Genomic DNA, 12,740 nt, shown 5'->3' on the forward strand with positions numbered 1-12,740 from the left:
ATAAAGCCTACCGCTTTATCCACTTGGCTAAGCACTTAACTACTCACTTAACTACTCACTTAACTACTCACTTAATACTTAGCTTAAAAACGTACTTATCAAGCGCGAGAAACGTACTCGCCGGAGCGCGTATCGATTTTGAGCACTTCGCCCTGGTTGATAAACAGAGGTACACGAACAACAGCACCTGAAGAGAGCGTTGCGGGTTTAGAGCCGCCCTGCGCCGTATCGCCCTTCAGGCCTGGGTCAGTCTCGACCACTTCAAGCTCAATGAAGTTGGGCGGCGTCACCGAAATTGCCTTGTCGTTCCACAGTGTCAGCGTATAAGGCACCTGCTCTTTGAGCCATTTGACAGTATCGCCCAGCGCTTTTTTCTCTACGGCGTACTGCTCAAAAGAGCCGTCCGTTTTCATAAAGTGCCACATGTCACCGTCGGTGTAGAGGTACTCCATCTCCAGGTCCATGACATCGGCACCTTCCAGTGAATCGCCCGACTTAAAGGTACGCTCACCTACACGGCCGGTCATCAGGTTACGCAGCTTAACGCGGTTAAACGCCTGGCCCTTGCCGGGCTTGACCAATTCGTTCTCAACGATTGAGCAAGGATCACCGTCGAGCATTACTTTTAAACCGCCTTTGAATTCATTGGTAGAATAGTTAGCCATGTTGCCTCTCTGTGATCTATTTCAGTTAGCTATTACAGTGAGCGATGCAAGATAGCCTACGTCGCCGCAGCGTGGATAGCATCGTCAAATAAGTGCGCGCATGATAACCCGAAGGAGGGCTTTTTGCAGGAGAACATTATGATCGTTGCCTCGGATAATCACGAGCGATTCAACGAAGCCTCAAGCCCTACGTGGCAACAGCAGCTTTCCAGCGCCATTCGTGACCCACAAGAGCTTTGCAAGCGGCTTGGACTAAAGAGTGAATGGCTCTCTGGCGCACATACCGGGCATAGGCTGTTTGAAACCTGCGTACCCGAGGCCTATTTGTCACGCATTACTTACGGCGATACGTCCGACCCGCTGCTGTGCCAAGTGCTGCCCGTCAGCGATGAAGCGCTCACGCCTAGTGGTTACGTGCTTGACCCTCTTGAAGAGGCCGATCATCGCCCTGCCAAAGGGTTGATTCACAAATACGCCGGTCGGGTGCTATTAATCGCAAGCCCAAACTGCGCAATTAACTGCCGCTACTGTTTTCGTCGCCACTTTCCCTACAGCGATAATTCACCTTCCCGCGCCCAGTGGCAAGATGCTCTGGATTATCTACGTAGCAGCCCCACCATTCATGAAGCCATTCTTTCCGGCGGCGACCCGCTGGCCGCCAACGACCGTCAGCTAGCCTGGCTAGTCGGCGAGCTGGAAAAAATCCCTCATCTTAAGCGGCTGCGCATTCACACACGCTTACCCGTTGTGATTCCTGATCGTATCGATAATGCGCTACTTGCCTGGCTGGGCAATACCCGGCTGCAAAAAGTCGTGGTACTGCATATCAATCATGCCAACGAGATAGATCAAGCTGTCGTTGAGGCCTGCACCCGATTAAAAGAAGCCGGTGCCACACTGCTTAATCAAAGCGTACTGCTGCGCGGCGTTAACGACGAGGTAGGCACACTCACCGTCCTTTCAGAGCGGCTTTTTGAGGCAGGCATCCTGCCCTACTACCTGCATGTATTAGACCCGGTGCAGGGCGCCGCTCATTTTGATGTACCGGATGATGAAGCACGTGTACTCATCACCCAACTACGTGAGCACCTCCCCGGCTTTCTGATGCCCCGACTAGTGCGCGAAGTACCTGGGGAGGCGAGTAAAACGCCGCTGTGAGGGGTATCAATAGCCAAGCGAGCAGCCCGATACGGGGCTTGGCATATAAACGTTACACCATTCAGGAAATGCTTGCCGCCTCGGCGCTTTGGACAGCCCAAGAGGTTGTGCATGCCAAAACCGCTAAAGCGGTATTTTCAGTCATAAACCGGGGCTAAAGCTCAACGCCTAGCCCCTACCAGCATCGTTAACCAGATGCGCCCTCTCTCGTCTCCTCGCAGCCGCCTCGTACATAAACCTCTGTCAGCGCCACCTCAATTACCGGCGTCTGCTACGCTTAAACGAACAATTAGGTAAACATTGGGGCCATCTATTCATCACAGGAGTGATAACGCAATGTCGCGATTACAAAGACGCCGTACGGGCGCAGGGGTGCTGCTTTTAGCCGCTCTAGCGGGTGTTGTGATTTCTACTTACGCTTATATAACACCGTTGACCGGCGTAACCGGCACGCTTGGCGCATTGGTGGCTACTCTGGCCTGCGTTGTGCTCATTGCCGCGGCACTGGTGCTCTTCAAACTTAACGCCAGTGGCGGGCTCATCGCGCTTCGTACGCTTATTATTATTGGGCTGGCTGGGACATTTTTCGCCGCTATGCTTTTACACCAGTGGTGGCTGGGCGTCGCCATGGTCATAGGCCTGATCGGACTGATGGTTGATATAGCAAGCTCCCCCTCTAAACCCACTCGGACCTGAGGCGCTCTATGCCTGCTCATTATGTAAACACCCAACGCCAATGTGGGCGTTCATCCTCTCGTTTCACTGGCAACCTACTTTTAGCGCTACTGTTCACACCGTTACCGCTATTGGCGCAAGCGCTGCCTTCCGAGCAAAGCGAACCTTTAAACGAGACAAATAGCCGCCAGGCAATTCCGCTAGTCCCCGAAGGCGCCATTTGGGATAGCTTTCACGGGCAGCTTAATGCGCAAAAATATAGCCCACTGGATCAGATCAACGTAGACAACGTAGGTCATTTAGAAAAAGCGTGGGAGTTTCATACCGGCGATGTCTCCGATGGCTCTGGCGATCTTCCTCCCACGGTTTGGTCAGCAACCCCAGTATTTGCCAACGATACGCTCTATATAGGCACGCCGTTTTACCGGGTATTTGCCCTGGACCCCGCCACTGGCGAACAGCGCTGGATGTTTGACACCGAATCCTCTCTTGAAGCCTTGACCCAGCCAGCGCTTAAAAGCCGCGGGGTAGCCTACTGGGAAGCGGACGAGCCTTCTGACAATGCCTGCGATAAAATCATCTACTTCGGCACCATGGATGCTCAGCTTTTCGCACTCGATGCCGATAGCGGTGAACCCTGTGAAGACTTTGCTGATAATGGCGTTTTGAACGTTAACCAGTGGAATAATATTCCCGAAGATTGGCCGTTATCGCTCTTGCAACCCCCCACTGTCGTGGGTGACCGGCTTATCCTGGGCTGGGCGGGTAAAGACTGGGCAACCAGTGAAGCCCCTTCGGGTACCGTTTTCTCGGTCAATGCGCGCACAGGCGAGCTTGAGTGGGCCTTTGAAGCGCTATCCGAAGAGATGCGTGAACGCAGCGGTACCGCCAATGTTTGGACTCACATGGCAGCCGATGAAGAACTTGGGCTTGTATACTTACCCATCTCTTCGCCCTCGCCCAACTTTTGGGGCGGTAATCGTACCGAGGAAGTGCCGCTGGCCACGTCCACGACCGCACTGGATATTGAAACCGGAGAGGTCGTATGGTCACGCCAGTGGGTACATCACGACCTATGGGACTACGACATTAACGCCGCACCTACCCTGATGGATATTACCGTCGATGGTGAAGAGATACCGGCGTTAATGCAGGCCACCAAAATGGGTTTTCTCTTCGTGGTTAACCGTGAAACCGGCGAAGACGTGTGGCCGATTGAAGAGCGCGAGGTACCTAGCGGTGATGGCACAGTAGAGGGCGAAGTCTACTCACCCACACAGCCATTTCCCACCAAACCCGCCCCGCTGCTTGATCAGTCTGAGAAACCCAGCATCTGGGCGCTGGCCGATGCAGTGAGCTTTGGCCAGTGCTCCGCCCTTTGGGATGATCTTTGGTACGAAGGCATGTACACCCCACCTACCACCCAAGGCGAAGGAACACTTGCCTACCCGGACAGTGCCGGTGGCGTGCAGTGGGGCGGCGTGGCCTTTGACCCGGTTAATCAAACGGCCGTCGTCAATACGTCACATATTGTGCAATACGTGAAGCTATTTAATCGCGACGACTTTGAAGAAGCCGACAGAGGTTCAGGTAATGAAAGCGGATACTCTCCTCAAGAGGGCGCGCCCTACGGCATGCGCTTGGAAGTAGCGCTTAACTGGCTTGGCATGCCCTGTTGGGAGCCGCCCTTTGGCGAGTTGGTGGCGCTGGATATGACCACCGGCGATGTGAAGTGGCGCCGCCCGGTAGGCGCTTCACAGCAGTACGGTTTTTTCATGCCTGAGCGTTGGGGCTCACCAACCATTGGCGGCCCGGCTATCACGGCTGGGGGGCTTGTATTTATCGGCGCATCCATAGACGCCAAGCTTCGCGCTTACTCGCTTGAAACCGGCGAACAGCTTTGGTCTGACCAGGCGGAAGCGCCCGCAGTCGCCAATCCTGCCGTTTACGAGTACGAGGGCCGACAATATGTGGCGTTCGTAGCCGGGGGCAATACGATTGTCAAAGATCAGGTAGGCGACCAACTGGTGGTCTATGCCCTGCCGGAGTAACCATACCTAAACACCATAACCCAAAGGGGCGGCCCGTGTTTTGCAACATGGACCGCCCCTTTATCTATTCCTACCATGTTCGAAGAAGCCGTATCCGCTACCGCATGGTGCGTGCCTGGCTTCTATTGAGGCGAGCTTGGGTCGCGCTTTGTCAGCGCTGCTTCCATACGGTCCAATTGAGCACGCAGTTCTCGAACATCACTACGTAACCCCTGTATCTCAGCCTCCTCTCCTTCGCCACTGTCCAGCGCCATCTGGGCGCTCTCTTTTTGCATGACGTCCAGCACAATGCCGATCATCATATTGAGAAAGATAAAGGCGTTGAGGAATATGAACGTTAAGAAGTAGATCCAGGCATAGGGAAAGTGTTCCATCGTCGGGTACAGGACGGCGGTGGCCCAGCTTTCGAATGTCGCCACCTGGAAAAGCGTGAGCATGGCCAGCGCGATATTACCCCATAGCTGCTCATCGACGGTGTGGAACAAAAAGCTGCCGATTGCGGCATAAATGTAGAAAATAATAAACATCAAAAGCGCCACGTATCCCATACGTGGTATGGATTTGATCAGCGCCGACAGCAGCATTTGAAGCTCAGGTATCATTGATACCAGACGCAGCACGCGGAAGATGCGCAGCAAGCGCGCCAGCAGCACCATTTCTGACTCATCCATGGGGATTAGACTGGCGGTAACAATCAAGAAATCAAAGATGTTCCAGCCTTTCTTGAAGAAATCCCGCAATCTGGGCTCTGCCGCCATACGAATAAGGATCTCGACCAGAAAAAACACTGTCACCGCCATATCCAGCACGCCGAGCCACTGCTCAAACCGGCTCACCTCATCGTAGGTGCGTGCGCCAATTACCAGCGCCGATATCACAATGATGGCAATCACAAACGTCTCAAAAAACTTATTGCTACGCAGCTTTTCAAAGCGTGCCTGCCAGGTACTAAAAGAAGTGCTCATTGCTGTAAAGTTCTCGCAAGCATAGAAAATTCAAAAAATAGTTTAAAAAATGAGAAGCATTATTCATCCTCCCCATGCGGCAACGCAAATGCTACCTGCAATAACCGCCATCCGTTTGGGGCGTGCATCAACGGCAAGCACCCAATCACTTTCTCTTGTTCATTGAATACGCGGACCGATTATACGAAAGCCGCACATCTTCAAAACAAGTGATATTCTACAGTTTCGCTTAATTTACCCTTGGCCCTAGGTGTATTCTCCTCACTTTGCGGCTTTTTTTGAGATTTTATTGCGCTGGATGAGCTCATGACACTGCTTTGGATAGCCTTATTACCGTTGCTTGGGGTACTGGTGCCACTGATCACCGCTCAACGCGACCGCTCTGTGTGTTCGCTTACGACGAGCGTGGTACCGGCTGCCGCCCTGCTACTCACCTTACTTCAGATACCTGCCTTGCTGGATGGTGAAACGTTGCGCTTCCATGCTGAATGGATGCCTGAGCTTGGCTTGGAACTTGCCTTTCGTCTGGATGGCCTGTCCTTGCTTTTCAACCTCCTGATTCTGGGGATTGGCCTGCTCGTATTGCTGTATGCCCACTTCTATTTGGGCAAAGATGAACCTGTAGGGCGTTTCTACGCTTTTCTGATGCTGTTCATGGCCTCTATGGTCGGTATCTCAATGTCTGACAACCTGATTCTTTTATGGTTGTTCTGGGAGCTTACAAGTCTCTCCTCGTTTCTATTGATCGGTTTTTGGTCTTATCGTAACGATGCGCGTAAAGGCGCACGTATGGCGCTAACCGTGACAGGTGCAGGTGGCCTTGCCCTATTAGCGGGGCTATTACTGCTCGGCGATATGGCCGGCAGCTTCAATATGAGTGATGTGCTGGCCAGTGGTGCCACCATTGTGGCGGACCCACGCTACCCCATCATGCTGGCACTAATTTTATTGGGTGCTTTCACCAAATCAGCGCAGTTTCCGTTTCATTTCTGGTTGCCGCATGCCATGGCGGCGCCTACCCCGGTTTCCGCTTATCTGCATTCGGCCACCATGGTTAAGGCGGGCATCTTTTTAATGGCCCGGCTCCACCCAGCGATTGCCGGTAGCGAGCTTTGGAGCGTGGTGGTACCGCTTATCGGTTCAATCACGCTGCTATATGGCGCCTGGTTTGCTCTGTTCAAGACGGACCTAAAAGGTATTTTGGCGTTTTCTACCATTAGTCACCTGGGCCTGATTACAGTGCTATTGGGCATCGGCACGCCTATGGCCGTTTTGGCGGCGCTGTTTCATATCGTTAACCACGCCACTTTCAAAGCAGCGCTTTTCATGAGCGCAGGCATCATCGACCATGAAACCGGCACGCGTGAGCTTAAGCAACTGGGCGCGCTGCGCAAAACCATGCCCATTACTGCCCTGCTGACGACACTGGCCGCTGCGGCGATGGCAGGTGTGCCCTTCTTTAATGGGTTTCTCTCCAAGGAGATGTTCTTTACTGAAACATTAGCCACGCCCGTACTGGGCGGGTTAAGTTGGTTAATCCCTGCGCTGGCCGCCATAGGTGGTATTCTTTCCGTTGCCTACTCGGTACGCTTGGTGTATGCGGTGTTCTATGCGCCTGCGAAGGAAGCGTCACCCAAGGCGCCTCATGAGCCACCACACCTGATGCGTTTTCCGGTCGAACTGCTGGTAGTGCTCTGCATGCTGGTAGGTTTATTCCCCACGCTGATGGTTAATAACCTGCTTGAGCTGGCGACGCAAGCGGTGCTCGGTGAACCGCTGGACTTCCACTTGGCTATTTGGCACGGCGTGAACCTGCCACTCATCATGAGTATGGTGGCATTTGTTGTGGGTGTTGTCCTTTACTGGCGCCATGCTGATCTACGTCGATTCGCCCAATCGTTTGCCAGCGTCGATGCAAGCCGTGTGTTTGAGCGCGCAATGATCAGCCTTGAGCAACGTGCAGAAGCCCTCGTGGCCGCCTGGGACGGTCATTCGCTGCAGCGCTTTGTGGGCTGGCTTTTGCTGTCCACGCTGATCATGGGCGTTATCGGCTTATCACAAATTACCGAGCTTACCGGCCCCAAAGGCAATCAACCCATTGATGGCGTGCTGCTGCTAGGCGCTGGCATGTTGATTTTTGGCGGTATTGCCACGGCCGCCACTCACCGCTACCGGCTAATTTCACTACTCATGCTGTCGGTGGTGGGACTTTTTGTAGCCCTTACGTTTGCACGCTTCTCTGCACCGGATCTAGCGCTGACGCAGCTTTCGGTGGAAGTGGTAACGATGATTTTGCTGATGCTGGCGCTTTTTTTCCTGCCTCAAAAGACGCCCCCCGAATCCAGCCCCAAGCGCAATCTGCGCGACATGCTGTTAGCGGGTTCATTGGGACTTGTCATCGCCAGCATTAACTATGCGGTGATGACGCGAGATACGCTGTCGATCTCTAACTTCTTTATGACCAATAGCGTTCCTGGCGGCGGCGGCCATAATGTGGTCAACGTCATTCTGGTCGATTTCCGTGGCTTCGATACCTTGGGCGAGATTACGGTGCTGGCCTTGGCGGGCTTGGCGATTTTCAAATTGCTCAACCGTTTACGCCTGTTTATCCCGCACAGCGACGGAGAAGGCCGCGTTTGGTCCCCTGATCGTTATCCGGCCATTCTGACCTCTATTTCACTAGCTCTATTGCCGTTGGCGCTGCTGGTATCGGCGTTTATTTTCTTGCGCGGCCACAATGAGCCCGGCGGTGGCTTTATCGCTGGCTTGATCACCGCGGTTGCGCTGATTCTTCTGTATATGGCACGTGGTGTGGAGTGGACGCAACAGCGTTTGGACTTCCCCTTCCAACCCGTTGCCATTGCGGGGGTTGCGGTGGCAACGCTAACCGGCTTGGGTAGCTGGTTGTTCGGCTACCCCTTCCTGACCTCTGCCTTCAGCTACTTTAGCCTGCCGGTAGTCGGTAAGTTTGAGCTAGCCACTGCTCTGCTGTTTGATCTCGGCGTTTATCTCGCCGTCGTCGGCGCCACGCTGATGATCCTGGCCAACCTGGGCAAAGTCACCACGACTCACCGGCCAGTGGTTAATGAGCCCAAAGGCGATGAGGTCACGCCGCCACCCGCCAAGGAGCAAAGCTGATGGAATTACTTTACGCAATCACCACCGGCGTACTTAGCACCTGTGGCCTCTATTTAACGCTTCGGGGGCGTACTTTTCCCGTAGTGGTAGGTCTAACGCTGCTTTCTTACGCCGTGAACCTGTTTTTATTTTCGATGGGTGGGCTAACCACTGACGGTGCGGCCATTGTTCATGGCGAAGGCGTTTATGCCGACCCGCTGCCTCAAGCGTTAGTGCTTACCGCCATCGTTATTGGCTTCGCAATGACCGCTTTCGTCGTGATTCTCGCCATGCGCGCCCGCAGTGAAGTGGGCAACGATCATGTAGACGGTAAGAAGGAAGACCGCGAATGATGCAACACCTGATTGTTTTTCCTATCGTCCTGCCGCTGGTCGCCGGCATTATACTGCTCTACCAGCGCCAGGGATTGGTTCGCTACAAACGTATCGTGAGCGTTGTGGCCACCGTTCTATTACTGGCTGTGGCGATAGGCCTGATTAGCCAAGCCATGCGTGGCGAGATTCTTTACTACGCATTGGGCAACTGGCAAGCGCCTTTCGGCATCGTACTGGTGCTCGATCGCCTATCAGCCTTGATGCTGTTGATCACAGCCCTGCTTGCAGTGGGTGCCGTGATATTTGCCTGTGCAGGGGATGATGAAAAAGGCAGCAATTTTCACGGCCTTTTTCAGTGGCAACTCCTGGGCATCAATGGCGCGTTTCTAACCGGCGACTTGTTCAATCTGTTCGTCTTTTTTGAAGTGCTGCTTCTCGCCTCTTACGCGCTGCTGCTACACGGTGGCGGCAAAGCACGCATCCAGGCGAGCGTGCATTACGTGGTACTCAACCTGGCAGGCTCTTCACTGTTCCTGATAGCGGTAGGTACGCTTTATGGCGCTACGGGAACGCTTAACATGGCGGATATGGCGCTGCGCGTAGCCGAACTGCCTGCTGAACGCCAAGGCTTGGTGACTGCCGGCGCGTTAATGTTATTGGTGGTATTTGGCTTGAAAGCCGCCATTTTGCCGCTCTATTTCTGGCTACCGCGCGCTTATTCCGCGGCGCCCGCCCCGGTGGCGGCTCTCTTTGCCATTATGACCAAGGTCGGTATCTACGCCATCCTGCGCGTTTATCTGCTGATTTTTGGCGAAAGCGCGGGCGCACTGACCGCACTGGAGCAGCCATGGGTATGGTGGCTCGGCTTGGCAACGCTCGTTGCCGCTGGGGTAGGCATTATGGCTGCCCGAGATCTGAAACTACTGGTCGCTTACCTGGTGCTGCTGTCGGTGGGCACGCTTTTGGTCGGTGTGGGCATGCGAACAGAGCAAGCGACTTCAGCGCTTCTTTACTATTTGGTTCATACCTCCTTGATTACGGGTGGTTTATTCCTGCTGGCTGAAATGATCGGATTACAGCGCGGCAAGGCAGGGACTCGGCTGGTGAAAAGCCGCCCCATGACCCAAGGCAAGGCGTTAGCGCTACTGTTTCTTGTAGGTGCTGTCGCCGTTGTGGGCGTTCCGCCACTTTCCGGCGCCTTGGGGAAAGCACTGGTGCTCAACGCCGCTGAAGGTGCTCAGCGATTATGGCTATGGCCTACTCTACTGCTGGTGAGTTTGGCAGCCTTGATCGCTCTGTCACGCGCAGGCTCCACGATCTTCTGGCGTAGCTATCGCGGTAGTTTAGGCGGCAATGCGTTGCCACGCCGCCAATGGTTTGCCGTCATCTGGCTGCTAAGCGCGGCCCCCTTAATGACCCTGTTTGCAGGGCCCATCAGCAGCTACACCCAGGCAACGGCCGAGCAGCTATCACAGCCACAAGTCTTGATCGACACGCTGCTACTTGATGCAGGAGATGCCCCATGATTACCCCGCGCTCCTGGCTGCCGACGCCAGTTTTATCGCTATTATTACTAGGCGTCTGGCTGCTGCTTGCACGCAGTTACGCCCCCGGGCAAATCGTACTGGGCGGCATACTGGCCATTATCATCCCACTGGTGACCTATCGGTTCTGGGACACGACTCTACGCATCAAAAAGCCCTGGGTGCTGCTGCGGTTTATCTTGAGGGTTTTAAAGGATATCGTCGTCGCCAATTTTGAGGTGGCTTATCTAGTGGCCAACCCTTGGCGCAGGCTAACGCCACATTTTATTGAATACCCTTTAATGCTGGAGGAGCGCTTCACCATTACGCTGCTGGCCAGCACCATTAGCCTGACGCCTGGCACGGTATCAGCCAACCTGCGCCTCGACGGTCAATCGCTATTAATCCATGCTCTGGATGTTGATGATGAAGAGGAACTGATCAGGCAGATCCGCGAGCGGTATGAGCGCCCTCTCAAGGAGATTTACGAATGCTAAGCATTGCTTTGTACATTACCCTAGCGCTTGTCGTCATGGCGCTGCTGATGAATCTCTTTAGGCTTACCGTGGGGCCAGACCTCCCGGACCGCGTACTGGCGCTGGATACCATGTACGTTAACTCCATCGCACTGATTGTTCTGCTGGGGCTATGGCTTAACAGCAAAACCTATTTCGAGTCGGCGCTGCTGATTGCCATGCTGGGCTTTATCAGCACCGTGGCCGTGTGCAAATACATTCTGCGCGGAGACATTATCGAATGAACGCACTTTCTGTCTCGTATCACCCGGAGGCGTCGCCATGTCGCTCTTTGTAGAAGCACTTATCTCCTTAATGCTTATCACCGGCGGCGTGTTCGTATTTATCGGCTCACTGGGGATGGCTCACCTGCGCGATTTTTATATGCGCCTGCATGGCCCTACCAAGGCCACTACGCTGGGTATTGGCTGCATGCTGATTGCCTCAATGGGTTATTTTTGGAGCGTCGATGGTCACATTGATATTCAGGAGCTGCTCATCACGCTATTTCTGTTTATTACCGCCCCTGTCAGCGCCCATTTGCTTGCCAAAACCGGCCTGCACTTGCGTTTGAGGCATGCCCAAAAAACGCAGGGCAAACCGATAGAGCTTCGCTCAGAGGAAGTCGGTGATAAACCCGTCCCCCATCCCGACAAAGGCCACGGTTAGCCGTCCGGCCATGGCCCTGTAGTGAGAAAACAGTCTCTACACGGCCACGGCTTCCTAAATTTTCACAGCCCACAACCGATAAATAAAGTGCTTAACAATGACAGAGATAGTAGTGGTCGTTAGCGCTTTCCGGTAAGCTCCACAGCGTTTTTGACCATAATGAGGTGAATGTATGTGGAGCCTCCTACGGCTGTCTGCCATTACGCTATCGCTTTGTGTGTTAGCCGGTTGCTCAGACCCCAAAATAGATACCAGCTCCATGCCGGCTGCGGTTGTCTCAATTGAGAATGTACGTGAGGCGATGCCTGCTTATAAGCGTGATGAGTTTGATAAAGCGCTCGCTATCATGGCGATGCCAAACTTTGGCAGCATGGCCTTACTTAGCCCTAAACGAATGAATGCAGCCGAGATCGCTGAATCGGCCAACGTTCGCATGCATGGTCTAACGGGCGACCAGGTAATTAAACGCGCCGACGATATTCTACGTGAGAGGCGAGCCAGAGAGCGTCAGCAGGCGCTCTCTACCCTTTCCCGGTTGACTGAAAAGCAAGCGCGGGCAGATAAAGACCGAGAACAACGGGAACGCTTTAGCATTGATAACGCACGCTATTATATAAGCCAAAGCCCATACGGCACGCCAGAACCGGCGCTGGATATTGAGGTGACCAATCATACGGAGCAGGCCGTCTCGCAAGTATTTTTAAGAGGTGTTGTGACCAGCGCTGATCGGTCCGCGCCCTGGATTGATGAAACGTTTTACTATGTGATTGCGGGCGGTCTTGAAGCAGGTGAAACGGCCACGTGGCGCTTGGCACCTAATCGTTTTAGCGCGTGGGGAAACACACAAATACCCAGCGATGTATCGCTCACGGTAACCGTCAAAGGCCTTCAAGATGCCCAAGGCAACCCGTTATGGGATTCGCCTGAACTTAGCAAGAGCGAGGTAGAAAGGCTTGAGCACCTGAGCCACGAATATCAGGGCATCGCACTATCTACCACCCAGTAGTTGTCGGGTTTATAGAGTGCGTACTATTGAGTCGGTACATTACGCACCGACTCAATAGCTG

General features: G+C 53.9%; 12 protein-coding genes. 10 read left to right on the forward strand and 2 right to left on the reverse strand.

The window, feature by feature from the left end:
- Positions 1-98: 98 nt before the first annotated feature.
- Complete coding sequence (efp, locus tag ACT3T6_RS07740) at positions 99-665, reverse strand: elongation factor P (RefSeq protein ID WP_172116269.1); 567 nt, start codon at positions 663-665, stop codon at positions 99-101.
- 138 nt (positions 666-803) lie between these two features.
- Between efp and epmB the strand changes: the two genes are divergently transcribed.
- From epmB to ACT3T6_RS07755, 3 genes are all read left to right on the forward strand, one after another.
- Positions 804-1,823, forward strand: a complete 1,020-nt coding sequence (gene epmB, locus ACT3T6_RS07745) for an EF-P beta-lysylation protein EpmB (protein ID WP_193053835.1) — start codon at positions 804-806, stop codon at positions 1,821-1,823.
- A 336-nt stretch (positions 1,824-2,159) separates the two neighbouring features.
- Positions 2,160-2,519, forward strand: coding sequence for a hypothetical protein (locus ACT3T6_RS07750; protein WP_172116267.1), 360 nt, complete (start codon positions 2,160-2,162; stop codon positions 2,517-2,519).
- Positions 2,520-2,527: 8 nt separating this feature from the next.
- Positions 2,528-4,549 carry a pyrroloquinoline quinone-dependent dehydrogenase gene (locus ACT3T6_RS07755; RefSeq protein WP_172116266.1) on the forward strand — a complete coding sequence of 674 codons (2,022 nt, stop codon included), beginning with the start codon at positions 2,528-2,530 and terminating at the stop codon, positions 4,547-4,549.
- A 122-nt stretch (positions 4,550-4,671) separates the two neighbouring features.
- On the opposite strand, the gene ACT3T6_RS07760 is transcribed toward ACT3T6_RS07755, so the two are convergent.
- Positions 4,672-5,514 (reverse strand): ion transporter, encoded by an 843-nt coding sequence (locus tag ACT3T6_RS07760; protein WP_193053836.1) that lies wholly within the window; start codon positions 5,512-5,514, stop codon positions 4,672-4,674.
- Positions 5,515-5,820: 306 nt separating this feature from the next.
- Between ACT3T6_RS07760 and ACT3T6_RS07765 the strand changes: the two genes are divergently transcribed.
- The 7 genes from ACT3T6_RS07765 to ACT3T6_RS07795 all read left to right on the forward strand — a co-directional run bounded on the left by ACT3T6_RS07765 (position 5,821) and on the right by ACT3T6_RS07795 (position 12,679).
- Entirely contained in the window at positions 5,821-8,652 is a 2,832-nt protein-coding gene (locus ACT3T6_RS07765) for a monovalent cation/H+ antiporter subunit A (protein ID WP_193053837.1), read from the forward strand.
- Complete coding sequence (locus ACT3T6_RS07770; RefSeq protein ID WP_087109531.1) at positions 8,652-8,984, forward strand: Na+/H+ antiporter subunit C; 333 nt, start codon at positions 8,652-8,654, stop codon at positions 8,982-8,984. Before ACT3T6_RS07765 ends, ACT3T6_RS07770 begins: the two co-directional genes overlap by 1 nt.
- Positions 8,981-10,492, forward strand: coding sequence for a monovalent cation/H+ antiporter subunit D (locus ACT3T6_RS07775; protein ID WP_193053838.1), 1,512 nt, complete (start codon positions 8,981-8,983; stop codon positions 10,490-10,492). The genes ACT3T6_RS07770 and ACT3T6_RS07775 overlap by 4 nt, the downstream gene beginning before the upstream one ends.
- Complete coding sequence (locus ACT3T6_RS07780; protein WP_172116262.1) at positions 10,489-10,986, forward strand: Na+/H+ antiporter subunit E; 498 nt, start codon at positions 10,489-10,491, stop codon at positions 10,984-10,986. Before ACT3T6_RS07775 ends, ACT3T6_RS07780 begins: the two co-directional genes overlap by 4 nt.
- Positions 10,980-11,249, forward strand: coding sequence for a K+/H+ antiporter subunit F (locus tag ACT3T6_RS07785; RefSeq protein WP_087109537.1), 270 nt, complete (start codon positions 10,980-10,982; stop codon positions 11,247-11,249). Before ACT3T6_RS07780 ends, ACT3T6_RS07785 begins: the two co-directional genes overlap by 7 nt.
- A gap of 37 nt (positions 11,250-11,286) precedes the next feature.
- Positions 11,287-11,673, forward strand: a complete 387-nt coding sequence (locus ACT3T6_RS07790; RefSeq protein WP_192526295.1) for a Na+/H+ antiporter subunit G — start codon at positions 11,287-11,289, stop codon at positions 11,671-11,673.
- 172 nt (positions 11,674-11,845) lie between these two features.
- Positions 11,846-12,679 carry a DUF6694 family lipoprotein gene (locus ACT3T6_RS07795; RefSeq protein ID WP_319022134.1) on the forward strand — a complete coding sequence of 278 codons (834 nt, stop codon included), beginning with the start codon at positions 11,846-11,848 and terminating at the stop codon, positions 12,677-12,679.
- The last annotated feature ends 61 nt before the right edge of the window (positions 12,680-12,740 follow it).

The organism is Halomonas sp. 72, assembly GCF_052379785.1.
Classification (GTDB): Bacteria; Pseudomonadota; Gammaproteobacteria; order Pseudomonadales; family Halomonadaceae; genus Vreelandella; species Vreelandella citrativorans.